Source organism: uncultured Cardiobacterium sp. (assembly GCF_938028825.1).
Lineage (GTDB): Bacteria > Pseudomonadota > Gammaproteobacteria > Cardiobacteriales > Cardiobacteriaceae > Cardiobacterium.
In genome coordinates this window covers 1-25896 of the sequence record NZ_CALIZP010000051.1, presented here as the reverse complement: position 1 = coordinate 25896, position 25896 = coordinate 1, and the positions used below count along the sequence as shown (strand labels likewise).

At 62.9% G+C, this 25896-nt stretch carries 24 protein-coding genes; 12 read left to right on the top strand and 12 right to left on the bottom strand.

The features are described from left to right. Nucleotides 1-31: 31 nt before the first annotated feature. The 8 genes from Q0562_RS08235 to def all read right to left on the bottom strand — a co-directional run bounded on the left by Q0562_RS08235 (nucleotide 32) and on the right by def (nucleotide 10053). Nucleotides 32-202 carry a hypothetical protein gene (locus Q0562_RS08235; RefSeq protein ID WP_298643392.1) on the bottom strand — a complete coding sequence of 57 codons (171 nt, stop codon included), beginning with the start codon at nucleotides 200-202 and terminating at the stop codon, nucleotides 32-34. 30 nt (nucleotides 203-232) lie between these two features. Then, entirely contained in the window at nucleotides 233-1714 is a 1482-nt protein-coding gene (locus tag Q0562_RS08230; protein WP_298643390.1) for a DUF4178 domain-containing protein, read from the bottom strand. Nucleotides 1715-2149: 435 nt separating this feature from the next. After that, nucleotides 2150-5872 carry a phosphoribosylformylglycinamidine synthase gene (locus tag Q0562_RS08225; RefSeq protein ID WP_298643388.1) on the bottom strand — a complete coding sequence of 1241 codons (3723 nt, stop codon included), beginning with the start codon at nucleotides 5870-5872 and terminating at the stop codon, nucleotides 2150-2152. A gap of 64 nt (nucleotides 5873-5936) precedes the next feature. Next, complete coding sequence (locus Q0562_RS08220) at nucleotides 5937-6437, bottom strand: hypothetical protein (RefSeq protein ID WP_298643386.1); 501 nt, start codon at nucleotides 6435-6437, stop codon at nucleotides 5937-5939. A gap of 14 nt (nucleotides 6438-6451) precedes the next feature. Beyond that, the gene (pflA, locus tag Q0562_RS08215) at nucleotides 6452-7195 is read right to left on the bottom strand and encodes a pyruvate formate lyase 1-activating protein (RefSeq protein WP_298643384.1); all 744 of its coding nucleotides are present in this window, start codon (nucleotides 7193-7195) and stop codon (nucleotides 6452-6454) included. A 109-nt stretch (nucleotides 7196-7304) separates the two neighbouring features. Next, entirely contained in the window at nucleotides 7305-8564 is a 1260-nt protein-coding gene (gene rsmB, locus Q0562_RS08210; RefSeq protein WP_298643382.1) for a 16S rRNA (cytosine(967)-C(5))-methyltransferase RsmB, read from the bottom strand. After that, a complete protein-coding gene (gene fmt, locus Q0562_RS08205) occupies nucleotides 8561-9496 on the bottom strand; it encodes a methionyl-tRNA formyltransferase (protein ID WP_298643380.1) in 936 nt (311 codons plus the stop codon). Before fmt ends, rsmB begins: the two co-directional genes overlap by 4 nt. Beyond that, a complete protein-coding gene (gene def / locus Q0562_RS08200) occupies nucleotides 9493-10053 on the bottom strand; it encodes a peptide deformylase (protein WP_298643379.1) in 561 nt (186 codons plus the stop codon). Before def ends, fmt begins: the two co-directional genes overlap by 4 nt. Nucleotides 10054-10186: 133 nt before the next feature. On the opposite strand from def, the gene Q0562_RS08195 reads away from it, so the two are divergent. The 10 genes from Q0562_RS08195 to Q0562_RS08150 all read left to right on the top strand — a co-directional run bounded on the left by Q0562_RS08195 (nucleotide 10187) and on the right by Q0562_RS08150 (nucleotide 20313). Then, nucleotides 10187-11365: a LysM peptidoglycan-binding domain-containing protein gene (locus Q0562_RS08195; RefSeq protein WP_298643377.1), complete on the top strand. Its 1179-nt coding sequence runs from the start codon at nucleotides 10187-10189 to the stop codon at nucleotides 11363-11365. After that, nucleotides 11365-12486 carry a DNA-processing protein DprA gene (gene dprA / locus Q0562_RS08190; protein WP_298643375.1) on the top strand — a complete coding sequence of 374 codons (1122 nt, stop codon included), beginning with the start codon at nucleotides 11365-11367 and terminating at the stop codon, nucleotides 12484-12486. The genes Q0562_RS08195 and dprA overlap by 1 nt, the downstream gene beginning before the upstream one ends. Before the next feature lie 23 nt (nucleotides 12487-12509). Further along, nucleotides 12510-14909: a type I DNA topoisomerase gene (topA, locus tag Q0562_RS08185; RefSeq protein ID WP_298643373.1), complete on the top strand. Its 2400-nt coding sequence runs from the start codon at nucleotides 12510-12512 to the stop codon at nucleotides 14907-14909. Beyond that, nucleotides 14906-15355 (top strand): MarR family transcriptional regulator, encoded by a 450-nt coding sequence (locus Q0562_RS08180; RefSeq protein WP_298643372.1) that lies wholly within the window; start codon nucleotides 14906-14908, stop codon nucleotides 15353-15355. The genes topA and Q0562_RS08180 overlap by 4 nt, the downstream gene beginning before the upstream one ends. Before the next feature lie 127 nt (nucleotides 15356-15482). After that, on the top strand, nucleotides 15483-15983 hold the full coding sequence (locus Q0562_RS08175; protein WP_298643370.1) for a DUF6636 domain-containing protein: 501 nt from the start codon (nucleotides 15483-15485) through the stop codon (nucleotides 15981-15983). 7 nt (nucleotides 15984-15990) lie between these two features. Next, nucleotides 15991-17082, top strand: coding sequence for a thiol:disulfide interchange protein (locus Q0562_RS08170; RefSeq protein ID WP_298643368.1), 1092 nt, complete (start codon nucleotides 15991-15993; stop codon nucleotides 17080-17082). A gap of 20 nt (nucleotides 17083-17102) precedes the next feature. After that, the gene (locus Q0562_RS08165; protein WP_298643366.1) at nucleotides 17103-18125 is read left to right on the top strand and encodes a metallophosphoesterase; all 1023 of its coding nucleotides are present in this window, start codon (nucleotides 17103-17105) and stop codon (nucleotides 18123-18125) included. Nucleotides 18126-18145: 20 nt separating this feature from the next. Continuing rightward, nucleotides 18146-18847 carry a SprT family zinc-dependent metalloprotease gene (locus Q0562_RS08160; RefSeq protein WP_298643364.1) on the top strand — a complete coding sequence of 234 codons (702 nt, stop codon included), beginning with the start codon at nucleotides 18146-18148 and terminating at the stop codon, nucleotides 18845-18847. Between the two features lie 58 nt (nucleotides 18848-18905). Further along, nucleotides 18906-19475, top strand: a complete 570-nt coding sequence (locus Q0562_RS08155; protein ID WP_298643362.1) for a hypothetical protein — start codon at nucleotides 18906-18908, stop codon at nucleotides 19473-19475. Nucleotides 19476-19563: 88 nt separating this feature from the next. Beyond that, nucleotides 19564-20313 carry a hypothetical protein gene (locus Q0562_RS08150; protein WP_298643360.1) on the top strand — a complete coding sequence of 250 codons (750 nt, stop codon included), beginning with the start codon at nucleotides 19564-19566 and terminating at the stop codon, nucleotides 20311-20313. Between the two features lie 100 nt (nucleotides 20314-20413). Here Q0562_RS08150 and Q0562_RS08145 read toward each other — a convergent pair whose 3' ends face one another. Further along, on the bottom strand, nucleotides 20414-21388 hold the full coding sequence (locus Q0562_RS08145) for a CAP domain-containing protein (RefSeq protein ID WP_366144739.1): 975 nt from the start codon (nucleotides 21386-21388) through the stop codon (nucleotides 20414-20416). 370 nt (nucleotides 21389-21758) lie between these two features. Beyond that, a complete protein-coding gene (locus Q0562_RS08140; protein ID WP_298643356.1) occupies nucleotides 21759-22535 on the bottom strand; it encodes an SDR family oxidoreductase in 777 nt (258 codons plus the stop codon). A 229-nt stretch (nucleotides 22536-22764) separates the two neighbouring features. On the opposite strand from Q0562_RS08140, the gene Q0562_RS08135 reads away from it, so the two are divergent. Next, nucleotides 22765-23229: a hypothetical protein gene (locus tag Q0562_RS08135; RefSeq protein ID WP_298643354.1), complete on the top strand. Its 465-nt coding sequence runs from the start codon at nucleotides 22765-22767 to the stop codon at nucleotides 23227-23229. A gap of 25 nt (nucleotides 23230-23254) precedes the next feature. After that, complete coding sequence (locus tag Q0562_RS08130; protein WP_298643352.1) at nucleotides 23255-24112, top strand: LysR family transcriptional regulator; 858 nt, start codon at nucleotides 23255-23257, stop codon at nucleotides 24110-24112. Between the two features lie 149 nt (nucleotides 24113-24261). Here the strand turns inward: Q0562_RS08130 and Q0562_RS08125 are convergent, their stop codons facing one another. Both Q0562_RS08125 and Q0562_RS08120 read right to left on the bottom strand, forming a co-directional pair. Further along, nucleotides 24262-25341, bottom strand: coding sequence for a Fic family protein (locus tag Q0562_RS08125; RefSeq protein WP_298643351.1), 1080 nt, complete (start codon nucleotides 25339-25341; stop codon nucleotides 24262-24264). A gap of 118 nt (nucleotides 25342-25459) precedes the next feature. Beyond that, nucleotides 25460-25896 (bottom strand): S1 RNA-binding domain-containing protein (locus Q0562_RS08120; protein ID WP_298643349.1); only part of this gene is annotated, 437 nt, incomplete at its 5' end.

Here is a 25896-nt window from a genome sequence, read left to right as displayed (position 1 = left end):
AACGGCTGTATCGCCGATTACCGGGGCGTGATTATTTGTGCCAGCTGCTGCCACTGCCACCACCGCCCCAGTTGATGCTGCTGCCGGAGTAACTGCGGCTGCCGGGCGTCGTGCCGGGCGTCGGGTTGCTCAGGCTGTAATTGATGGCGGTACTGGTGAAGAGGGCGATGATGGCGATCAGACGGTATGTTTGCGGATTCATGGGAATGCTGCCGGGGGCAAGGGATGCGGTTCAATCATCATCCTCGCCGCTATCCGCGCGTTTGCCGATGCGGTAGAGGACGGTGAGGATGATGCCGCTGATGGCAAGTGAAGCGATGAGGGCATCGCCGTCCATCGCCAGCCAGGCGGGGAAATTCAGGATGAGGTAGATGATGAGCAGGAGGTAAAAACAGCCGAGGCGGCTGTTCTGCCCGGCGTTTCCGCCGGCCTCTTTCAGCTTGAGACCGAACCATTCTTCAATCTGCTTGCGGCCGGTCGGCACGCTGCGGCTCCAGTTGAGCTCGTGCGCGTTTTGTTCGGCGCTGAGTTTTTCCTGTTTGCCCGCGTCAAAATCGTGGTGCACGAGTTCGTCGCCTTTCCGGATGTGCCAGTAGAAGGCGCCGGCGGCGTGGCGGACGCGGCTTTTGTAGTCGTAGAGTTCGGCCATGCCGCGCGGTGCGCCGCTCGCGTCCAGCGGCGGCCAGTCGTTCAGGGTCTCGCTGACGCTCCATTCGCCGTCGTCAGTCTCGACCAGCCAGAGGAAGCCCTGTTGCGGGTGATAGAGCAAATATTCCGTCCAGCCGCTGTCTTCGCCGATTTCTTCCTTATAAATCAGGCCGATGAGGGTGTATCGATTGCCGTGGATGGCGGCTTCCGCGCCCAGCGGCAGGCTGTGGCGTTCGGCAATTTTCTGCTGCCGTTCGCCGGTGGCGCGGGCATTGGCGATGAGGCTGTCGCTCGCCAGATCGCTGCCGCAACTGGGGCAGATGATGGTCGGGGTGAGGCCGCGCAGCCAGTTGACCGGCGCGCCGCACTGCGGGCAGTTGCCGCTGGCGCGGCTGCCTTTGAGCGCCCCCGCGCTGTCGAGGATTTGCGCGTCGCTGCGGGTGTTGGCGAGATTGAGTTCGGCGAGGGTAACGCCGCGTCCGGTGAAAATTTCCGGCGGGTCTTCGCCGTAATCCAGCGTCAGGAAGTGGTTTTCCGCGCGGTAATCGGCGACGCGGTTGTGGCGGGTGCCGCTGAAAGGGTAGGGCAGTTCGCCCTCTGCACCGGCGCGGTCGAGGGTGATGTCGCGCACGTCGGCGGCGAGATAAACATGGCCATCCACGGTAAGGCGGCTGTCGCCCGCGCGGATGTCGGCGAAGCGGGGCAGGGCGGCGCTTGTCGTGGCAGGGCGGGTGAGGACGTACTGATCGCCGCTTTCGGAAAGCCAGCCGCTGCCGCCGTCATCATAGTAGAGATACCATTCGTTCCAGACACCGGCATCGTAGCGCGCTTGCAGGCGGCCGACGAGGGTGAAGCCCTGTCCCCGGTCACGCCCGGTGGTGCCGATTTGCAGCGGGCTGAAATCTTCAAAAGGGGCGCTGTCTTCGCCGCTGTCGCTGACGCTCGCGCCATCGCGGATGAGCAGGCTGCGGCAATAGGGGCAGACGAGGGTTTTGGCGCTGGCGCTGTGGCTGTGCACGGGGCCGCCGCAGCTGGGGCAGGTGGTGTGAAAAAGACCTTGGGTCATGGCGGGCTCGTAGCGGGCGGTGATTCAGGAGAGTGGCGGACAAGCGGCAGGCTGCCTGTCCCGGCGGGCAGTATAGTACGGAAAATTCACGTCGGAACAAACCATACCGCCGTGCCTATGCGGCGGCTGACGGCATTTCCTTTTGGCCGGCTTGAGCGCCCGGATTGCGGCTATGCAATAGCCGGGAAGCCATAACGATTGCCAGCCGCCTGAATCAGGCTAATGGATAACGTCTTGGGTAATGCTGATACCAAAGGCAGAAAATAATCCGCCGCAGGGCGGGCTCAGCCGACCGCGTAGATGGTGATCAGGGTGCCGATAGCAAAGAGGGTGATGATGACGGCTCTATCCATTATGGCTTTTGGGGTGTTCTGAATGGGTTTGGGCGATGGATGGGCGAGCCTTCCCCCGGTGCTGGGGGAAGGTTTTGTGCCTTTATTTGAAGGCCTTGATGCCCGCCGCGATGATGGGTTGGGCGCGGAAGTCGGGGTAGTTCTGCTGGCCGAATGGCTGGTGGCGTTCGCTGTGCCCCATTTTGCCAAGGATGCGGCCGCAGATGCTCGTGATGCCTTCGATGGCGTGCAGGGAGCCGTTCGGGTTGTGCTGCGGTTTCATGCTCGGCATGAGGTCGCTGGGCGAGGCGTACTGGAAGGCGATTTGTCCGTTTTTGATGAGGGTTTTCAGCACGGTGTCGGAGGCGGCGAAGCGGCCTTCGCCGTGTGAGAAGTTGACGTCGTGCGCTTCGCCGATTTGGCAGTCCGCTAGCCACGGGCTGTGGTTGTTGGCGACGACGGTGGTCGCGACGCGGGCGATGTGGCGGCCTATGCGGTTGTGGGTAAGGGTGGCGTCGCCCGGCTGCGGCGCTGCAATGACGCCGTTCGGCAGCAGGCCGCTTTTGATGAGCGCCTGGAAGCCGTTGCAGATGCCGAGGATGAGGCCGTCGCGTTCGAGCAGCGCCATCACGGCATCGGCGATACGCGGGTTGGCGAGCAGGTTTGCCATGTATTTGCCGGAGCCGTCCGGTTCGTCGCCGGCGCTGAAGCCGCCCGCGAGCACGAGAATTTGGCTCGCGGCAAGGTTATCGGCGAGGGCATCCAGGCTGGCGGCGAGTGCATCGCGGTTGCGGTTGCAGATGACGGTTTCGATGACTTCGCCCCCGGCACGGCGGAAGGCGCGCGCGGTGTCGAGTTCGCTGTTGGTGCCGGGGAAGACGGGCAGGCAGACGCGCGGGGTGGCGAGGCTGCTGTGGTTACGCGGGCGGCGCGGTGCGTCTTTGGCGGTGGCAAGCGGCGGGCGGGTGCTGTCGTTGTCGGCGGGGTTCGGCGGGTACACGTCGGCAAGGACGCCGCTCGCGATAGTGTAGAGGTCTTGGATGGCGGCGCTTTGGCCGTTGATGGTGAGGTTGCCGTCGTCGGTGGTGTAGCCGAGGTGGTGCAGGTGTTCGCTGATGCCGAGACCGCCGTCGCTGGTGATGAGGTAGCCGCCGTATTCGGGCTGGAAGGGGTCGTCGAGGCGGTCGATATGTACGCCGATGTGGTTGCCGAGCGCGCTTTCGTAGAGCGCCTGGATGATGCCACCGTGGCGCACGGCGCGGATGCTTTTGATGTTGCCTTCGCGGATGGCTTCAAGGATGAAGCGGTTGTTGGCGGCGAAAGCGGCGAGATCGGGGCGCCCCAGCGCGTCTTGCGGGCAGCGCAGCCAGTAGATTTGCTGGTTTTTTTGTTTGTATTCGGGGCTGATGACGTGGCGCACGTCCACAGTGCCGACGGCGAAGGCGATGAGGGTCGGCGGGACGTGCAGGTTGTGGTAGCTGCCGCTCATGCTGTCTTTGCCACCGATGGCGGCGCGACCCAGGGCGGTGAGGGCGTGGTGCGCGCCGAGCAGGGCGGCGTAGGGTTGACCCCAGTTGGTGGGATCGTCGCCGAGGCGGCGGTAGTATTCTTGCAGGGAGTAGTGGGCGCGGTCGGCGTCACCGCCGCAGGCAACGAGGCGGGCGGTGGCATCGACGATAGCGAGCAGACCGCCGTGGTAGGGCGACCAGGCGCTGACGGCAGGGTTGTAGCCGTGCGCGAGGATGGAGGCGGTGTGGGTTTTGCCGTCGGTCGGCAGTTGGTACACGCTGGCCTCAACCGGGGTGCGCTGGTGTTTGCCGCCGTAGGGGAGGAGGACGCAGGAGGCGCCGACGCTGTGGTCGAAGCGGTCGCCGAGGCCTTTCTGGTCGGCATGGGCGAGGCTGGCGAGTTGGGTTTTGAGCGCGTCCACCCAGTTGTCGGTTTTCGCGACGTTAAGCGGGCTGGCAGCGGGATCGGGTTCGGCGGGGGCGACGCCGTGCTGGTGGTTTTCCGCGCCGTTGCTGTCAAGCAGGCTGCGTTTCAAGCTGACGATGGTGTCGCCCTGCCAGCGCATGGTGAGGGTGTCGTCGGCGGTGACGGTGGCGACGTGGGTGGCGTCCAGGTTTTCGGCGGCGGCGTGTGCCTGCATCACGGCGAGGTCTGCGGCGGCAATGACGATGGCCATGCGTTCTTGGGATTCGCTGATGGCGAGTTCGGTGCCGCTGAGGCCCTGGTATTTGACGGGGACAGCATCGAGGTTGATGTCAAGGCCGTCCGCCAGTTCGCCGATGGCAACGGCGACACCGCCCGCGCCGAAGTCGTTGCAGCGTTTGATGCGGCGGGCGAAGTCGGGGTTGCGGTAGAGGCGTTGCAGTTTGCGTTCTTCCGGCGGGTTGCCTTTTTGTACTTCGGCGGCGGATTCGTGCAGGGAGTCGGTGTGCTGGGCGCGGGATGAGCCGGTGGCGCCGCCGCAGCCGTCGCGCCCGGTCGCACCACCGATGAGCAGGACGAGGTCGCCCGCCTGCGGGGTGTCGCGACGCACGTTTTCGGCGGGCACGGCAGCGACGACGGCGCCAACTTCCATGTGTTTGGCCTTGAAGCCTTCGTGGTAGTACTCGACGATTTGCCCGGTGGCGAGGCCGATCTGGTTGCCATAGGACGAGGCGCCCGCTGCCGCGCCTTCGGCGATGACGGCCTGCGGCAGTTTGCCGGGCAGGGTGGCGGCGTAGGGTTCGCGCGGGTCGGCGCTGCCGCTGATGCGCATGGCCTGATAGACGTAGGCGCGGCCAGAGAGCGGGTCGCGGATGGCGCCGCCGATGCAGGTCGCCGCCCCGCCGTAGGGTTCGATTTCGGTGGGGTGGTTGTGGGTTTCGTTTTTGAATTGCAGCAGCCACGGGCGGGTTTTGCCATCTTCGTCCACGTCCACGTAAACGGAGCAGGCGTTGATTTCCGCCGAGACTTCCACGTCTTGCAGGCCGCCGGTGGTGCGGCGGTGTTTGGCGTCGATGGTGGCGAGTTCCATCAGGGTGTCGGGGCGAGCAGCCGCAGCCTCGCCATAGACAGCTTCACGCTGGGCGCGGTAGTCGGCGTAGTCGGCGGCCAATGCCTGGCCGAAGGCGCTGTCAGGGAAGCGGATGTCGTGCAACTGGGTGGCGAAGGTGGTGTGGCGGCAGTGATCCGACCAGTAGGTGTCGAGGACGCGGATTTCCGTTTCGCTGGGGTCGCGGCCTTCCGCCTGGTAGTAACGCTGGATGTGGGCGAGGTCGGCAGGCGTCATGGCGAGGTCGTGCGCAGCGTGCCAGGCGGCGAGGCCGTCGCCATCCAGCACGCGGAAGCCGTCGTAACGCGGCACGGGGGATGCGGCGTGATACGGCGGCAGGCTGGTGTCGGCGAGGTTCTTTTCGCGGCTGTCGATGGGGTTGATGAGGTGGGCGCGCAGTTTTTCCCGCGCAGCGTCGTCCAGGTTGCCTTCAAACAGCCAGGCGGTGGCGCTGGTAACGACGGTCGGCGCGAAGGCATCGTCCAGCAGGCGCAGGCATTGTCCGGCGGAATCGGCGCGCTGGTCGTACTGCCCGGGCAGCGGCTCGATAACGAGGGTGTAGTCCGCTTCCGGCAGGGCGTCGCGGGCGCGGTCGGTCACCGGGTCGGTGAAAACGCGGCTGACAGCGAGGTCAAGCAGTTCCGCCGGGCAGTCGTAGAGGTCATACACCGCGAGGCGGCGCACCCGCTGTAATCCGGCGAGGTCGAGGCGGGTTTTCAGGCGTTCGGTGAGGGCGTGGTCGTCGGCGTATTCAGGGCGTTTTTCGATGTAGAGGCGCTGGTGCATGGCGGTGTCCTGTGAAGAGAAAGTGGCGGGGATTGTACTGCGGCGGGGGGAATCTGCGGCTTTCTTAACGCGGCGGCGCGCTGTTGGCAGACGTGGTAAAGGTTTGCAGGCTGTAGTAGCACTGGGCGGCGGTGCAGGAGGCCATGATGACGCTGGCGCGGTATTTGCCGCTCACTGTCGGGGTGTAGTGCAGCACAGGAGCCTTGCTGCCGCCGCTGGTATCAACGGCAAGCGGCTGGCTGAGGTTGTCGCTGCGGGTCAGCGCCAGGTCGAGGTCGTGGCAGTCTTCGGTGCAGTTGGCAAAGAAGGTGTAGGGTTTGCCGGCGTCCAGTTCGATTTCGATATCCGCCTGTTCGCCGGGGAAGAGTTGGCTGATCACGGGTTTGTGCGAGAGTTTGCCCGGCTTCATCCGCTCGCGGTTGGCTTTCATCAGGTGGTGTAGCTGGGCGAGGTTGACGTCGTCGGGGACGTGTTCGATGACGGCGTCTTCTTCGTCGATACGGGGCTGAAAGAGCTGGCAGGCGGCGAGTGGCAGGCAGATGAGAAGGATGAAGGCGTGTTTCATGGCGTTCCTTGCGATTAGTAGATGACGTCTTTACCGTAGCTTTTGACGATGTCGGCGATGTGGGCAACGGTTTCTTTCGGCGGCGGGTGTACGCCTTCGAGCTGGTAGGTATCGCCGCACAGCGCCCATTTGTGTGCGCCGAGTTCGTGGTACGGCAGCAGCTCGACTTTTTCGATGTTGTCCATCGGTGCGATGTATTCGCCGAAAAGGTGGGCAGAACGGTCATCGTCGGTGTAGCCGGGGACGATGACGTAGCGGACGCGGGTAAGTTGCCCGCGCTCTTGCAGGTGTTTGGCGAACATCAGGGTACGGGTGTTCGGCACACCGACGAGTTTTTTGTGGATTTCGTTATCGAGCTGTTTGAGGTCGAGCATGACGAGATCGGTGTGATCCAGCAGCTCTTTCAGGGTGTCGTCGTAGTGGCGGGCGTAGCCGTTGGTGTCGAGGCAGGTGTGGATGCCGTAGGCCTTGCAGGCGACGAACCAGTCGCGGATGAATTCGGGTTGCAGCAGGGATTCGCCGCCGCTGGCGGTCACGCCGCCGCCGGTGGCTTTCAGGTAAAAGCGGTACTGGATGACCTGCTGCATGAGTTCGTCCACGGTGACCTTGCGCGATTTGTCGGTTTCCATGTCCCAGGTGTCGCGGTTGTGGCAGTAAAGGCAACGCATCAGGCAGCCCTGGGTGAAGACGACGAAGCGCAGGCCGGGGCCGTCCACGGTGCCGCAGGTTTCGATGGAATGGATGATGCCGTAACGCATGGGAGTTCCCGGATGGTGGATGGCGTAATTTTAACGGATTGCGCGCTGGGCGGCGTGTGTCGGGCCCGCCAACGGGTGCGCGTCGGGCAGATACCCGGGTAAGGGATAATCAGGCGGTTTTGCCAAGCAGGGCGTAGAAGAAGCCGTCGCCGTCGGCATCGGGCAGGTGCAGACTGCCGCAGCCGGTGTCGCGGCAGGCGGGCAGGGCGAGCGGTTGCAGGCGGGCGTCGGGGTGGGCGGCGAGGAAGGCGCGGATGTTGTCCTGGTTTTCCGCCGGCAGGATGGAGCAGGTGGTGTAGAGCAGGCGGCCGCCCGGCTTCAGGGTCGGCCAGAGGCGGTTGAGCAGGTGGCGCTGTTGGCCGGGCAGGCGGTGCAGGTCGGCGGGGGTGCGCAGCCAGGCGATGTCGGGGTGGCGGCGCAATACGCCGCTGCCGCTGCATGGGGCGTCGAGCAGGATGGCGTCAAACGGGGTGCCGTCCCACCAGGCGGCGGTGTCGGCGGCGTCGGCGTGGAGGAGGGTGGCGTGCCGGTGCAGGCGGTCTAGGTTTTCTTGCACACGGGCGAGGCGGGCGGCGTCGTGGTCGAGCGCGGTAACGCGGGCGTCGGGCGCGAGTTCGAGCAGGTGGCAGGTTTTGCCGCCGGGCGCGGCGCAGGCGTCGAGGATGCGCTCGCCGTCACGCGGGGCGAGGAGGGTCGCGGCGTGCTGGGCGGCGGCGTCCTGGACGCTGGTGTCGCCGTCGTGGAAGCCGGGGATGTGCGCGACGTTGCTGCCCTGGTGCAGGGTGACGGCTTGCGGGTGCAGCGGGTTGGCGCGGGCGTCGGGGTGTGCCGCCAGCCAGGCGGCGCGGTCACGGCGCTGATGCAGGCGCAGGGTGAGCGGCGGTGGCAGGGTGTTCACTGCGGCAATGGCGGCGTTTTCGGTGGGGTAGTGCGGGCGCAGCCAAGCGGGCAGGTTGTGCTCGCAGGCGGCGCGCAGGGCGCGTTGCCAGTGCTCGCGTTCGCGCTGGACGCGGCGCAGGATGGCGTTGATGAGGCCTTTGGCGCGGATTTGGCCGTTATGCGCGGCGAGGTTGACAGTTTCGTTGATGACACCGTGGTCGCCGAGGTTCATGGTAAGCAGCTGGCAGAGGCCGAGGTTGAGGATGATGGCGAGCGGGTGGCCGGGGCGCGCCGGCGGTTTGGTCATCATTTGCGCGCAGAGGTGGCTGTAAGCGCGGTATTGGCGCAGGGTGCCGTACACCAGCGCCTGGTAGAGGGCGTGGTCAACGGGGGCGGTGTGGCTTTTGTGCTGGGCGATGAGGGTGTTGAGGGTGCGGTGCTGGTTGATGACGCCGTGGAGGGTGGCGTAAGCGGCTTGGCGGGCTTTCATGTGAGGGTTTTTCCGCTGAGGTTGCGGCCATGACGCAGGGCGGCGGCGTCGGTGGCGGGTTTGCCGGGCTGTTGCAGGCGGGTGACGCGCAGGATGCCGTCGGTGCAGGCGATGTCGAGGCCGCCGGCGTGGTGGGCGGTGATGGTGCCGGGGGCGGCGGCAGGCGCGGTGGTGCTGTGGATGTGGGCGTCGTAGAGGCGCAGGGTTTCGCCGTCCAGGTTTGCGCAGGCGATGGGGACGGGGTTGTAGGCGCGGATTTTGCGCGCGAGGGTGGCGATGGGCTGCTGCCAGTCGAGGCGGGCTTCGGCTTTGCTCAGTTTGTGGGCGTAGGTGATGCCGTCTGCGCTTTGCGGGATGGGCGCGCGCTTTTGCGCGAGGATGTCGGGCAGGGTGCGCAGGAGGGTGTCGGTACCGAGTTGCATGAGGCGGTCGTGCAGGGTGGCGGCGGTGTCGTCGGCGGCGATGGTGAGGCGTGCTTCTTGCCAGACGGCACCGGTGTCCAGGCCTTCATCCATTTGCATGATGCCGATGCCGGTTTCAGCGTCGCCCGCTTCGATGGCGCGCTGGATGGGCGCGGCACCGCGCCAGCGCGGCAGCAGCGAGGCGTGGATGTTGATGCAGCCGAGGCGCGGGTAGGCGAGGAACCACGGCGGCAGCAGCAGGCCGTAGGCGGCGACGATGATGAGGTCGGGGCGGGGCAGGCCGGGGAAGGGCGGCGTGTCGGCGTGCAATTTTTCCGGCTGGGCGACGGGGATGTGGTGCGCCTCTGCGGTTTGTTTGACGGCACCGGCGGTGAGTTTGCGGCCGCGTCCGGCGGGGCGGTCGGGCTGGGTGAGGACGCCGTCGATGGTGTATCCGGCGTCGATGAGGGCGTGCAGGCTGTGCGCGGCAAAGGCGGGGGTGCCGGCGTACCAGAGGCGGGGGCTGTTCATGTGTCTTGTTCTTTATAGACCTGGCTTTTGGCGAGTTTTTTTTCGATGCGTTCGCGTTTCAGGCGGGAGAGGTGATCGATGAAGAGGACGCCGTTCAGGTGGTCGATTTCGTGCTGGATGCAGACGCCGAGCAGCCCTTCGGCTTCGCCTTCGCAGCGCGCGCCGCCGAGGTCGTAGTAGGCGTAGCGGATGGTTTTCGGGCGTTTGACATCGGCAAACTGGCCGGGCAGCGACAGGCAGCCTTCTTGCCAGACGGCGGTTTCCGCGCTGTGGCTGATGATTTCGGGGTTGATGAGGATGAGTTTGGTGTGCGGCACCGGGATTTCCGGCGGGGTGTCGCTGTCTTTGTCTTCTTCGCGTTTGTCGGGGACGTCCATGACGACGATGCGGCGGTGGATGTTGACTTGAGTTGCCGCGAGGCCGATGCCGTGCGCTTCGTACATGGTGACGAACATGTTGTCGGTGATGGTTTGCAGGCGGTTGTCGAAGGTTTCCACGGGGGCGGCGGTCCGGCGCAGGCGCTGGTCGGGGTGAATGAGGATGTCGAGCAGGGGCATTGGGTGCTTCTCTTGATTTTTTTTTACCGGAATATGAAATTTTGGTAGGAAAATGGTTACGAAAAGGCTATTATACGGGAACGGCCCCTCGCGGGCGTAATGGAAACCGATTGTTCAGATAGGAGTATTTATTGTGTTAAAAACCCATATTACAGGACTGGGCCTTGCCCTCGCCGTCGTCATCGCCGGTTGTACCTCCGCCCGCGATCCGTTCCAGAACCGGCAGGAGCGCCCGACGGAGCTGTGCCTCAACGACGGCAGTTTCCCGAAGGTGCTTGCTAATACGGATGAGGCGTTCCGTCAGGAATCGGAAGTGCCGATGCGCTATGTGGTCAAGAAGGGCGATACGCTGTGGGGTATTTCCAAGCGCTTCCTGATCCTGCCGTGGTACTGGACCAATATCTGGTACGACAATCCGCAGGTGAAAAACCCGCACCTGATTTATCCCGGCGACGTGCTCAGCGTGGTCTCCATTAACGGCTCGAAACGCGTCACGATTGTCGAAGCGAATGAGGAATATCACGGTGTCGATACCGGGCGCAGAACGCGCGACGGCATCCCGATCGTCCGCTATTCGCCGCATATGCGTGTCGATAACTTCGGCTCGCGTCCGGTATCCATCGCCGCCGATGTGGTGCAGGCGCATGCCTTGAAGACCCGCATCCTGAAATCGAACGAAATCCAGAATCTGCCGTTTGTCCTCGGCGATGCCGGCGATTACCTCACCCTCACCGAGCAGCAGGAAATCTTCGCCAAGGGCCTCAATAATCCGCAGCAGGATCAGGAATACGGCGTCTTCCGTGTGGTCGGCGATCCGATTCTCAAAGACGGCCGCAAAGGGCGGGTAGTCGGCTACGAACTGCGCCATATCGGCGATGTCGCCGTGACCGGCTACGATGTCGCGACCGATATGACCAAGCTGCAAATCCTTGAAGCGGTCGAACCCATGCACGAAGAGGATGTCATCCTGCCGATCAACGCGCATGACGAACCGGCCAGCTATTTCCCGAAAATGCCGAGCGGCCAGTGCTCGCGCGGTTATATCATCCGCAGCTCGAATATCTACCCGACCATCAAGGAATTCGACACGGTCATCACCAGCTTCGGCCGCGACAACGGCGCGCAAGTGGGCGATGTCTGGAAGATCGTCCGCGAAGGTCCGGGTCGTGTGATGAAAGGCCAGCCGGTACAAGTGCCGGGTAAAGACATCGGCTATCTGATGATTATTCGTGTGTACGATGACGTCAGTATCGGCTTTGTGCTCGATTCTACCCAGAGCATCTACGAAACCGACACGCTCGTCCATCCCTGATGACGGCGAACCTACGCGCTTGGTGTGCGCTCCTGCGCGCGCCGGGCGTCGGCAGCAAGACCTATCAAACGCTTCTGGAAGCTTTTGGCTCGCCGGAAGCGTTTTTTCATGCGCCGACAGCAGAAATCCGCAAACGCCTGCCGCAATACCGTGCCGAACAAATCAGCATCTGGCAGGCGGCAGAACATGATGTAGCGGCGAATGCCGACATGGATTGGCTGGCCGCAGGCAATGGCTCGCGTCACATCATTCCTTATGATGATCCCGCCTACCCACCACTTTTGCGCGAAATTCCCGACCCACCGCCACTACTTTTCGTGCAGGGCAACCCGGCATTGCTTACCACCGCACAAATTGCCATCGTCGGCAGCCGCAACGCCAGCGAACCGGCATTGCGCACCTGCCACGCCTTCGCCGAAGCCTTTGCACAAGCGGGATTGACCGTCACCAGCGGCCTCGCTCTCGGTATCGACGGTGCCGCACACGAAGGTGCACTCAGCAGCGGCAACACTATTGCCGTGGTTGGCACCGGCCTCGACCGTGTCTATCCCGCCCGCCATCGTGATCTTGCCCACCGTATTGCCGCGCATGGCGCTATCGTCTCCGAATATCCTATCGGCACCGGCGTGCGCGCTGGCAACTTTCCGCGCCGCAACCGTATCATCAGTGGTCTTTCGCTCGGCGTCCTTGTCGTCGAAGCCTCGGCGCAAAGCGGTTCGCTCATCACCGCCCGTCTCGCCGCTGAACAGGGGCGGGAAGTCTTCGCCATTCCCGGTTCCATCCACAACCCGTTGGTCAAAGGCTGCCACCGCCTCATCCGCGAAGGCGCCAAACTTATCGAAACCGCGCAAGACGTGCTGGAAGAACTTTATCCACTTGCTCTCGCCAACCTGGAATTGCAACAAAAACAACCGGAAAACGCTCCGGAGGCTACCGTAGCAGCCGCCGATACTCCTGAAGAACGTCTGCTGCAAGCGATGGGATATGACCCCTGCCGCGTGGACGACCTCGTGCCGCGCCTGGAATTGACGAGTGCGGAAATTTCGGCCATGCTGATAATACTTGAGCTGGACGGGCGCGTCGCTGCGCTGCCAGGCGGCATGTTCCAGCGCGTCACCTGAAACCGCAAAGCGACAGTATCCCCATGAGCAAGAACCTCCTCATCGTCGAATCGCCGGCGAAAGCCAAAACCCTGCACAAATACCTCGGCAACGATTACGAAGTCATGGCCTCCTACGGCCATGTGCGCGACCTCATCCCGAAAAACGGCGCAGTCGATACCGACGACGACTTCGCCATGCACTACGAAATCATCGAGCGCAACGCCCGCCACGTCAACGAAATCACCAAAGCGGCGAAAACCGCCGAAAACATCTACCTCGCGACCGACCCCGACCGCGAAGGCGAAGCCATCTCTTGGCACCTCAAAGAAATCCTGCACGAACGCGGTGCCCTGCGCGACAAAAACCTCTACCGCGTCGCCTTCCACGAAATCACCAAAAACGCCATCCGGCAGGCCGTCGCCCACCCGCGCCACCTCGAGATGGATCTCGTCAACGCGCAACAAGCCCGCCGCGCACTCGATTACCTCGTCGGCTTCAACCTCTCGCCGCTCTTGTGGCGCAAAGTCCGCCCCGGCCTCTCCGCCGGCCGCGTCCAGTCGCCCGCCCTGCGCATGATTGTCGAACGCGAGCGCGAAATTGAAGCCTTCAACAGCGAAGAATACTGGGACATCGCCGCCGCCCTCAGCCACGCCGGGCAAAACTTCCCCGGCAAACTCACCGTGTACAACGGCGAAAAAACCAAAAAATTCAGTTTCACCAACGCAGAAGACACCCAGACCGCCATCGACACCCTGAAAGCCACCGCCCAGGGCAGCTTGCTCGTTGCCGACATCAGCAAAAAAGACAGCAAACGCAACCCGGCACCGCCTTTTACCACCTCCACCATGCAGCAGGCGGCGGCGAGCAAACTCTACTTCGGCGCGCAAAAAACCATGCGCGTTGCGCAGCGCCTCTACGAAGACGGCCACATCACCTACATGCGGACCGACTCCGTCAACCTCGCGCAAGAAGCCATCGCTGCCATCCGCGACTGGGTCGCGCAACAATACGGCATGAACTATCTGCCCGACAAACCCCGCCACTACAAGACCAAATCCAAAAACGCCCAGGAAGCGCACGAAGCCATCCGCCCTACCGACTGCGGCCGCGACGGTGCCTCGCTCGGCCTCGGCGGCGACGAATACAAACTCTACGAACTCATCAGAAAACGCGCCGTCGCCTCGCAAATGGCCTCCGCCATCCTCGAAAACATCAGCGCCGACCTGCACGCCGGCAGCGACAAACACCAATTCCGCGCCAGCGGCAGCACCATCAAATTCCCCGGCTACATCAGCGTCTATCAAGAAGAACGCGAAGACAACAAAGAAGAAGACGACGACAACCGCCTGCTGCCGCCGATGAAAAACGGCGACCGCATCCGGCTGCACGACATCACCGGCAGCCAGCACTTCACCCAGCCGCCGCCGCGCTACTCCGAAGCCGCCCTCATCAAGGAACTCGAAGCCAACGGCATCGGCCGCCCCTCCACCTACGCCAGCATCATCGGCACCCTGCAAGAGCGCGAATACGTCGAACAAGAAAACCGCCGCTTCATCCCGACCACCATCGGCAAAGTTGTCAACGACTTCCTCACCAAACACTTCGAGCGCTACGTGGACTACGACTTCACCGCCCGCCTAGAAGACGATCTTGACGCCGTCTCACGCGGCGAACGCCAGTGGAAACCGCTGCTCGGCGACTTCTGGGGCGCCTTCTCCAACCGCCTTGACGAAAAAAAAGACATCCCGCGTGAAGAAGTCATGCAGGCGCGCGAACTCGGCACCGACCCGAAAAGCGGCAAGCCCGTCACCGTCCGCTTCGGCCGCTTCGGACCCTTCGTGCAAATCGGCAGCAAAGACGACGAAGAAAAACCCCAATTTGCCAGCATCCCGCCCGAGCGCAGCATGGACACTATCACTCTTGAAGAAGCGCTCGAACTCTTCAAACTGCCGCGCGTTATCGGCGAAAGCCCGGAAGACGGCGAACTCGTTGCCAATATCGGCCGCTACGGCCCCTACATCCGCTACGGCAAACGCTATGTCTCCCTGCCCAAAGACGAAGACCCGCTCACCGTCACCCTCGAACGCGCCCTCGAACTCGTTGCCGCCAAAAAAGAGGCCGATAACCAGAAATATATAAAAGAGATAAAAAATGGCGAAGAGATATTACAAATATTAAATGGTCGCTTTGGTCCATATGTAACAAATGGTAGTATTAACGCATCTATCCCAAAAACGATAGAACCCGCCGACCTCGAACTTGATGCCGCGCTTGAACTGCTCGAAAAAGCCAAAGAGCGCAAAGCCAAGCGGGGCGCGGGCAAAACAGGCAAAACGGCAGCCAAAACCGCGACAAAAACCACGACCGCGAAAAAAAGCGGCACAACAGGGAAAACCGGCCGCAGCAAAACGGCTGCGACAAAAAAAGAGACCAAAACATGACAGAAGAACACCACAGCCTGGACGACCTGCGCCACGGCTTCGGCTTCCTGATGCACGACACCACGCGCCTGATGAACCGCTACTACGACCGGCGCGTGCGCATCTACGGCATCACCCGCACCCAATGGACATTGCTCACCTACCTCTCGCGCTACGAAGGCGTCAGCCAGACCAAACTGGCCGAATACATGGATCTTGCGCCGATGACGCTGACCCGGCAAATTGACAAGCTTGAAAAAGACGGCCTGCTCGACCGCCGCCAGGACCCGCAAGACCGCCGCACCAACCTCATCTTCCTTACCGAAAAAAGTCAGCCGCTGATGAACCGCATGCACGAAATCGCGGTAGAAGCGAAAGAAGCGGCGCTGAAAAACTTCGGCGAGAGCGAACGCGAAATCCTGCGCGATTTCCTCGGCCGGATGCGGGAAAACATGGCATCCGCCTGAACAGAAAACATGGCCGCCCCCGCCGCAAGCGGGGGTTTTTCATGCCGGGCAAACCCTACAAAACCTCAACCCCCGGACGAAAACGCCGCTATACAATGCCGGGCAGGCACACAACCCGGTAACGACCATGAAAACCCTGACCCTGACCGCAATCCTTCTCACACTCGGCAGCCATGCCGTCGCAGAAGACAACAGTACCCCGCCCGCCCCGGAGCCAAGCCCCGTGTACCGGCAGGTCATCACCCTCGACAAGGACGGCGAACCGCTTATCCAGTGCGGCAGCGGCATCCGCGCCGGACAAAACAACAGCGACGACCCGCTGCCGCCCGACGGCCTCAACTGCTACTTTCATATCCCGCTCACCAATCCCGCCCTCGGCAAAGAAAAGCCCGCCGACTGCCCGCTGGCCAGGCAAGCCGTCTTCGTCCTGCCGCCCGCAGGCGAGGCAAGCCTCCACTGGCAATGCCGGGGCGACAGCGATTTCAGCGGCTTCGGTACCACCATTGCCGACGGCGAGACCCTCGACAACCCCAACTGGCATTGCACTCGCGCAGGCGACAGCCTGAGCTGCACCAACAAAGACGGCCACGGTTACACCCTCGCGCCGGACAACCAGCAAATCAACTGACCCGCCCATGAAAAAAGCACTCCTCACCCTCGCCCTCCTCGCCGCCCCGTTTGCCGGTGCCGAAGACCGGTCCGCGCCGCCGCCGCAGGAAACCCTCGACACCATCATGCAGAACCTCAAAAACGGGCGCAACACCGCCGCGATGGTGGAATACATCGACAGCATCAACCGCGTCCCCTTCGCGGACGACATCTACGAAATCACCTACAAAGACAAAAACGACGAAATTCTCTACGTCAACAAGGACGGCAGCTACATCTTCCGGGCCGACATCATCTCCGTGCCGGATGCCGTCAACATCACCCGCGAGCGGCGCGAAGCACTCGCCGCCGCCAAAGGCATCGGCAGCGCGGACGAGGGCGAAGCCCAAACTGCCGCGAAGAACCCGGACGATCCGCCGCCGAAAGCGGGCAAACAAAAAGGCGACGGCCAGTTTGCCGCCCTGCCCGTATCCCTCGCGCAAAAAGAAAAAAAAGGCGACGGCAACCGCCGCCTGTGGATCGTGACCGCGCCCGACTGCGACATGTGCAAAACCCTGGAAGAACAGCTGGGCAGCATCAGCGACGTGACCCTCTATCGCTACCTCTACACCGCAAGCGACGCCGAACGCCGGCGCGCGCTTGCCATCAACTGCCACCACAACCCGCCGGAAGCCCTGCGTGACCACTTGCTCTACGGCCTGCACAGCGAAGAAGCGCCGAAAGAAGACTGTGCCGCGCGTGAAGGCGAGAAACTCAAACAAATCAAAGAAGAAACGGGTGATGCCGACCGTGCCGAGTTGCCCGTACTCGTATTCCCGGATGGTTACGAGACCCGCGTCCTCGCCGCCGGCAGCGAAGAACTCGACAGCTGGATCACCATGCACCAGCCCGCGAAAAGCGACGATAAAGCCGGAGAGACTGGCAACAGCGGCGGTTCCGCATCATCTGCCGGCGACGAAGACAGCGACCCCGCCCCGGATAGCGCCCAAACTGCCGACACTCCCGCCGCCCAACCCATCAATGCCACAGAACAACCCGTGCCGGACGAAACCCCCGCCGCCAACCCGAACGGCGGTCGCGTCAAAATCGACGCCCCGCCCGTCCGTCCGCGCCCATAGCAGGCGGCCGTTTCCACACCATGCCCCACACCGCCACCCTGCCCGCCGGAGCGCTCGACATCATCGGCGACATCCACGGCGAATACGCTGCCCTGCAACAACTGCTCGCGCATCTCGGCTACCGCCCGGACGGCAGCCACCCGCAACACCGCCACCTCGTCCTCGTCGGCGATCTTGTCGATCGCGGCAACGACGTCCCCGCCGTGCTGGACTGGTTCATGCGGGCTCACGCCGCCGGGTACGCGCAGATGGTGCTCGGCAATCACGAAATCAACCTGCTGCTGGGTGACGCCAAGCAGGGTTCCGGCTGGTATTTCACGCAGCGCGCCGATAAAGACGCTGCCGATTTCGCCCCGTGGCGGCATTACCCCGCCGCCGGCAAAGCCGCCTTGCACCGCTTCCTCGCTGCCCAGCCGCTTGTCCTGACACGCGGGGATCTGCGCATCGTCCACGCTGCCTGGCTGCCCGCCGCCGTCGCCCGCCTGCATACGGCAGCGGGTGATGACCTCGTCGCCAACCACCGCCGCTGGGAAGAAGAACTGGACCGCGCAGCCGCCACGCAGCCGTGGTATCCCGCCTGGCAGGCGGAAGAGGCGCGCGGTGACGACCTGTACGACCCCGCGCATCCGCCTGCTTACCGCCCCGCCACCGCCGCCCGCGACAGCTATTACAGCCGGGGCAACCCCATCCGCGCCCTCACCTGCGGCAGCGAAAGCCCCGCCGCCGCGCCGCACTATGCGGGCGGACGCTGGCGCTTCGTCGCCCGCACACCGTGGTGGGACGACTACCGCGACGCCCCCGCCGTTGTCATCGGCCACTACTGGCGCCGCTGGCACGGGGAACATCCGCTCTTTCCCTGCCCGCCGCAGCAGTGGTTCGGCGCCCGGCACAATGTCTTCTGCTGCGACTACGCCGTCGGCGCGCGCTGGCGCGAGCGCAAGGCGGGCATCGCACCGCCGCACTCCGCCTATCGCCTCGCCGCCCTGCGCTGGCCGGAAAAAACGCTTGTCTTTGACGACGGCGCTACCGTCGCCACCGCCTGAACCGCCACAGCACGCCGCCCATGCAGACTCTCGACATCCCCTACCAAAACCACGCCTACCGCATCCACCTGCGCCCGCCGCGCCGCAACAACCGCCGCCTGCGCCTCAGCGTGGACGGCGGCGGCACCCTCTACCTCTCGCACCCGCCGCGCAGCCGCCGTGCCGACATCGAACACTTCATCCGCAGCAACCTTGCCTGGATCGCCGCCCACGCCCATCCGCAAGAAGAGCGCCCCGCCGCGCCCTACGCCGACGGCAGCCTGCACCACCTGCTTGGCGAGCGCTACCGCCTCATCCTCGACCCCGCCGCCACCGCCCGCATCCGGATAGACGGCAGCACCTTCATCACCCTTCCCGCAGCTGATGCCACCCTTGCTGCCCGCTTCCGTGCCTTCCACCGCGTGCAAAGCATGACGCATTTCCCCGTGCTCGTCGCCGCTGCCCTGCTGCATTGCCCGTGGGTCGCGGCCATGCCGCCGCTGCGCTACCGCCATATGCGCCGCACCTGGGGGAATTGCAGCCATGACGGCATCATCACCCTCAGCACCGCGCTTATCCAGTACCCGCCCGCGCAGATTCACCACGTCATCATCCACGAACTCTGCCATCTCCAAGAACACAACCACAGCGCCGCCTTCTACGCCCTGATGGACGCCGCCCAGCCCGACTGGCGCGCGCACAAGGCGGCACTTGCCGCCTACCGGCGCGAGCACCGCCTCTGAGCAAAAAGAAGCTGATACACTGCCACCCGTTAATCTTCCCGCAACACAAGGAAACCGCATGAAAAAGAACCTGCTTGCCGCCGCCCTCGCCCTGAGCACCGCCACCCTGTCCACTGCTAACGGCAACCCCACCTACGACGTGGACAACTTCGACATCTCCGGCATGAAACTGGGCATGGATGAAGCAGCAATCAAAGCCGCGCTCAACACCGCGCTGGAAATTGGCGACAGCGACATCAGCGGCGGCTACGACGATGACATCGAATGGCAGAAAGGCAACCATAAAGTCAAAGTCCATTTCATCGCGGACGCATGGCACGGCAAAGCGGACAGCCGGGTAGCCGATGAAATCCAGTACAGCCTGCCCTACACCGACGAGAACCGCCAAATGCTGGCAGAAGCTGCCGTGCAGAAATACGGCAAACCCACCCAGACAAGCGGGCTGGGCAGCTACTGGTGCACCGCCGGCGGACTGGAAAACGGCCTGTGCATCAACAAAGCAGCCGAATTGACCTTGCGTGACAGCCGCACGGCGGGGGCGGTTTACCTCACCCTGACGGACACGCGCTACAAAAAAGCCGTGCAGGCCGCGCAAAACCAAAACAAAACCGAAAAACCCAAAATCTGAAAACAAAGCCGGGGCAACCCGGCTTTGCGGCAAAAGCACCCAGAATCCACCCCCCGCCTTCCGCTTTTTATAAGCGCAGGAGTCCGTCATGACCATCATCATCATCACCGCTGCCGGCGGCAATGCCACCGCCATTGACACACTCGCCGCCCCGCTGACGCGCGCCGCTTATGCCGCGCACGGACAGGCGCTGGTCGCTGCCCACGCCGCGCAAGGCGTGGAGCAGGCGGGGTTTCTCATCAGGACGGCAAACGCCGCCCATTTCGAGATGGCAGGCGGCGAGTTCTGCGGCAATGCCGCCCGTGCCGCCGCGTTGTTGCTGGCGCCGCAGGGCGGAGCGGTGTCGTTTTCCATGTCCGGCTTTGCCGGACGGGTGCAGGCGGAAGTGGCGCGCCGTGCGGCGGATTTTTGGGTGCGCTGCCGTTTCCCCGGCATGCGGGCGGCGGTGCAGTCCGCCCGCCTCGATGACGGCAGCGCAGCGGCGTTGGTAGATTTGGGCGGCATCGTGCATGTCGTGCTGGAAGCGGCGTTCCCCGCCGCCGCAGACGCGTTCCGCGCCCGCCATCGCGCGCTGTGTGCGCAACTTGATTTGCTGACGCGCCCCGCCGTCGGCGTAATCTGGTGCGAACGCGTGCAGGGGCGCGTCGCCATTCATCCGCTGGTGTGGGTGCGCGCGGTGGACAGCTTTTTTTATGAGACTTCCTGCGGCAGCGGCTCCATCGCCGCCGCTGTGGTGTGCGGAGTGGGCGAAGTGCGCCAGCCGAGCGGGCAGGAGATTGAGGTCGCCCAAGATGCGGCGGGCATCGCGCTGGCGAGCGGAATGGCGGTGCTGCCGTAAGGTCAAAAGCAAAAAACAACTTGCCGCAGGGCGGGCTTCAGTCCGCCATTATCCGTGTTGCAGCAAGCTGAAAGTCAGGCTGTTTCCCGGGACATCATCCTTACCATTCCAGTGTTCTGCGTTTGCGGGTGCGGAAGGTCCAGCGTTCGGTGTGCTCTTTGCCGTCCTGGGTGTAGTGAAATTCGGCGGTATATTCGGTGTCGTAAGCGAGCGGTTCCGGCGCAAACAGGGCAAATTCGTTTGCCTGCATCAGGTGGTGGCGGTCGGTCGCGGCGGAGAGGATGGTCGGGTTGCGGATTTCGCCCTGATGGGAGCGCAGGGTGAAGGCGCGCATTGCGACGGGCGTTTGCTGCCCGTAAAAGGCGATGCTGACCGGGTTGCCGACGGCTTTTGTGCCCGGCATGGGGTTGGGGATTTCTTTGCCGTCGTAGGCGGGTTCGATGTTGCCGCCGGCGGGGTATTTGACGGCGCCGGTGTAGCGGCGCGGTGCGGCATCGAGCGGGATTTTCACCATTTGGCCGTTGCACTGCATGGTGAGGATGTAGCGCTTTGTCGCCGGGTTGCCCGCCTGTGCGCACAGTTCGCGGTCACGGCTGCTGCCCTGCACGATGACGAAGGCGGCGTGGCGGCCGCGCACCCAGGCGGCGCCCGCTTCGTCGTCGTCGGGGTTGAGCAGGGCGAGGCGGTGATAAAGCGCGGTCATCAGGCTGTCGGTATTGCGGATGCCGCTGCGCGCGAAATTGCCGGTGCTGAGGTTCTCCACCACCGGCGCGGGATAACCGGCGGCGGTGGCGCGCGCCTGCGGGTCGGCACCGGTGTAATGCGGATTGCTGCGGTTGGTTTCGTTGTGGCCGTGCGCGTCCTTGCCGAGATAGGCGGCATGATGCTGCGCCGCTTGGGTGAGCGCGGGGTTCGCGCGCAATTCCTGCAACCCCGCCTGCGCCCGCCAGCGGTTGAGGCGTTCCAGCCCCGCTTTCGCTTCTTTGTCGGGATCGAAATGCCATTGCGAGAACCAGGCGAGGCCGAGAAAGATGGCGGCAAGCGGCAGCCAGAATTTGACGATGCGCTGCATCATGGGGGAGTGTTGCGACATGGGATGGGCGGGTTGTGGATGGGCGGGGAATTGTACAGGGATTGGGGCAGCGGGCGGTTGTTGTGTCCGCATGGGCGCGTACCCAATATGCGGGGGGGCAGGGCACCATGACGCCAATGCGGGGAGGAACGGCGGCAGACGCTGCCGGGTGGGGAAAACGCCGTTCACCAATCCGCGACCGCTGCCGCCACCCATTTCACCACCGGCCGGATGATGACACGCGCGCAAGGGCCGCAGCGGATAGCCCGCGTCCGGCCCCGTGCGCACCGCGCCGACAATCAGCACCATCACTGCCGGGGTGTAAAGGGCAAACAGCATACCCGCGTATTTCCCCGGCAGTTTTTGCACGGCGTCAGTTCGTCGTCAAGCCGCCGTCCACCGCCAGCACCGCGCCGGTTATCCATTGCGCGTGGCTTGAAGCAAGGAAAACCGCCGCCCGGCCGATGTCGTCCGCCTGGCCGATATGCCCCAGCGGGTAGATGGTGCGGATCATTTCGGCAAACGCCGCCTGTTTGCCGGCGGGCATCACGGCGAGATTGTGCCGCAACTGCGGCGTTTCCACGCTGCCGGGGGCGATGGCGTTCACGCGCACACCCGCCGCGCCGAGCTCAAAGGCCAACGCTTTGGTCAGCGAATTGAGCGCGCCCTTACTGGCGGAATAGATGCTGGTGGCGCGGTCGGGCAGCATCCGCTGCGCAAAATAGGATGAGATGTTGAGGACGTTGCCGCGCGCGGCGGTGAGCGCGGGCAGCAGCGCCTGGGTGAGGAAATACGGCGCTTTGACGTTGAGGTTGAAATGCGCGTCAAAGAGCGCGGCGTCGCAGGCGGCGAAGGGGACGAAACGCCCCAATCCGGCGTTATTGACGAGGATGTCCACCTGCGGCAGTGCGGCGGTGATGCGTGCGGCCAGCGCGGGGATGGCGGCGGTGTCGGCCAGGTCGGCGGCGATGGTGTGCACGGCGGCGGGGCAGTCGCTCAGGCTGCTTTGCGCGGCGGCGAGTTTGGCGGCGTCGCGGGCAACGAGGCCGATTTGCGCCGCACCCGCTGCGGCGAAGGCACGGGCGATACCGAGGCCGATGCCGTCGCTGCCGCCGGTGATGACGGCGTGTTTGCCGGAGAGTAAGGGCATGATGAAGCTCCGTGAAGTAAAGGGGTGGGCAGTCTAGGCCGTTTGCAGATGCAGTAATACGCGATAAACCGACGGTGTCTGCCGAAATTTGCACAGAAGGCGGCGGCAGGCGGGCGCGCAGGCGGCTTTATTCCGACCCTCGCAGAGAATGATTAGAATGCCGGGCGGGAGCGCAGCGGGACCATACCGTTGCGCGTTCACCATCCACCCGTCAGATAAAGGAAAAGCCATGACAGCAACCGTCCCATCCAATGCGTCGCCAGACGAACAAAATCCCCCGCGTTTCGCCACCGGCTGGCTGATCACCGTGATGGCCGTCGTGCCCGGCATGCTCTTTCTTGCCGTCTATGGGCAGCGCGGCAGGGCCGTGTGGCTCTATTTCTCCATGCTGGCCGGCGCGGGGTTGATTTCCGCCGGCGTTATCGGTTGGCTGGCCAATCAAATGAAGCTGCGCCGCGACCTTGGCGGCGTCGTCATCTTTATCCTGACGGGCGCGGTCGTGGGCTGTCTGCTTGGCGGGATTACGTTTTACGTCATCACCTTCGCCATCGTCTTCACCTACCACCTGCCGCTCAGCGCCTTCATCAACAGCGTGCTGGCCACCTTCACCTACGCGATGATGGCACTGGCGGCGGGGCTGCTGGTCGGCTGCTTCCTCTTGCCCAAAAACAGCCGCGACGGGGACGGCGAATAAAGCCCGGCCGGGAGCATGAAGAACGATGGAACCCGACTGGAACGGCATCCGCCACTTCACCGCCCTGGTGGAAAAAGAAACGCTCACCGCCGCCGCCGAACACCTGGGCGTGCAACACAGCACCGTGGCGCGGCAAATCGCCCGGCTTGAAACCGCGCTCGGCCTGCGCCTCTTCGACCGCATCGGCAAACGCTACCTGCTTACTGCCGACGGCGAACGGCTCCATCGCCACGCCTGCAAAATCTGCAAAGACATGAACATGTTGCAGCGCGCCGCCCGCGAACAGGCGGCGCTGCGGCACAACGTCGCCATCTCCGCGCCGCCGTTCGTCGCCCGCCTGCTCTTGATGCCGCATCTGACGGCTTTCTGCCGCCGACACGCCGACATCCGCCTGCACCTGCTCGCCGAAGCGGCGCTGGCCGATCTGCACGAACGGCGGGCGGACATCGCTCTGCGCCTCGTCCGCCCCACGCAAAACGACCTCGTCGTGCGCCGCCTGCGCGGCTTTTCCTACCGCCTCTACGGCCACGAAAGCTATCTGAAAAACACCCGCCGCGAACATTGGCAATACGTGCAAATCGCCGTGGAAACCCGCTTCGCCCGCTGGTTTGCCGAACAAATCGGCGAAGAAGCGGACATCACGTTCGCCAGCAACGACTTCGCCGCCGTCAAACAGGCCGTATGCGGACAAATCGGCATCGGCATCCTGCCCGACTTCGCCGTTTCCCCCGCCGACGGCCTGCAAACGGTGGCATTGGCTGACGGCGAACCCCCGCCTGCGTTTGCGGCGGAAATCTGTCTGGTCATGCACGAAGACGTGCGCCGCAGCCCCGGCGTGCGCGCGGCGGCGGATTTCCTGGGGGAAGTGCTGGCGGACGAATGAGCGGCGGGCGATACCAATGCACCCTACGGCGGGAACGGCGCCAAGCGGCGTCGTTATAGGTCTCGTAATGCTGGTTCCGTGAGCGGCAGCAATACCGGGGGATGAATGGGATAGGCTTCAAACAGAGGCCGTCACCGGCGCAGTGAAAGCTATATGGTGGTGGGACGTTTTTCGGGCGGCAAGAGTATTTTCATCAGGGCAATATTGATGTAGTAATTGCTTCTGCTGATTTTTTCTTTTTGCAGAAAGCCATGGCCTGTTAATTCGTCCAGATATTTGCTGGCACTGGGACGGGATATATTCAGGCTCTTCATCATGAAGTCTATTTTTGTATAGGGATGGTTAAATAGGTGATTAATAAGATCCTGGCTGTAAAAGCTGAATTTTTCTCTAATGCCGTGTTTGTAGTTCATCATGGCCTGTTGGATTTGTTGTACGGTATCAATACCGTCTTTTGCTGTTTGTTCTACGGCTTTCAGCATATATAGCAGCCATGATTCCCATTGGCCTGTTTCGCGCACATATTGCAGCTGATGATAATATTCGTTTTTATGCTGCACGAGATAGCGGCTCAGGTATAGGACGGGAATATCCAGCAAGCCGGTTAAAACCAGATACAACACATTGATAATCCTGCCTGTTCTGCCGTTGCCGTCGTAAAACGGGTGTATGCTTTCAAACTGGTGGTGGAGCAGCGCCATGCGAATCAACGGGTCGGTATTGTTGTTATTGGTATTGATGAATTGTTCCAGATTTCCCATCAGGCGGATGATGTCGTCCGGGTGTTGCGGCGGCATGTACACGGTTTCCCCTGTCCGGTCATTTTTCAGTATGGTGCCGGATTGTTTGCGGAATCCGGCGTTATTTTTTTCCAATGTGGCTTGTATTGCCAAGATGTGGTTATTGGTAAGGATGCCGTGTTGACGGATAAGCGTGTAGCCGCAGTGCAGGGCAGCGGAATAGTTTTGTACTTCTTTGATGGCCGGGTTGCTTGGGGTTTCGGATACTGCGGCGCGATAGAGTTCATCATGGGTGGTTATGATGTTTTCGATGGCGGAGCTGTCCTTGGCCTCTTGCAAGGCCAAAGTATTGATTAATATGCCCTGGTTGGGAATGCTGCGGCAGATGCCTTTGAGTTCGGCCAAGTAGCGGTGAGCGGCCGCGAGTTGTTTGAGGACGGCAACGCTTTCAAAATCGTCTGGCGGGGGGAATTGGTCAATGGTGTACATGGCGGTGTGCTTCTTGGTGTAAAGAAAAGCCCGTTTTTTTGTCATGTCGCGGTGGATATGTAAAAAAATCGGGCTTTTTGTTTACATGAAGGGTTTAATGGGCCTGTTTTTACGGTAGTTACCGCTTCAGCTTGGCAAAGGCATCCGCCATTGCCGTGTTGGTCATTTTTTCCTGCTTCTGCGGCGGGCGTTTGTCGCCGCGTGGGCGGTCTTTTCGGCCGTTTGCCGCCGCGCCCGGTTCGTCATCCAGCCGCATGGTCAGCGCGATGCGTTTGCGGTCGGCATCAACTTCCAGCACTTTCACTTTTACCACGTCGCCGGCTTTCACCACTTCGCGCGGGTCTTGCACAAATTTATTGGACAGCGCGGAAATATGCACCAAGCCGTCTTGATGTACGCCGATGTCCACGAACGCGCCGAAGTTGGCGACGTTGGAGACCACGCCTTCCAAAATCATGTCGACCTGCAAGTCGCTGATTTCGTGGATGCCTTCGGCAAACGATGCCGTCTGAAACTCGCCGCGCGGGTCGCGGCCGGGTTTTTCCAGCTCGGACA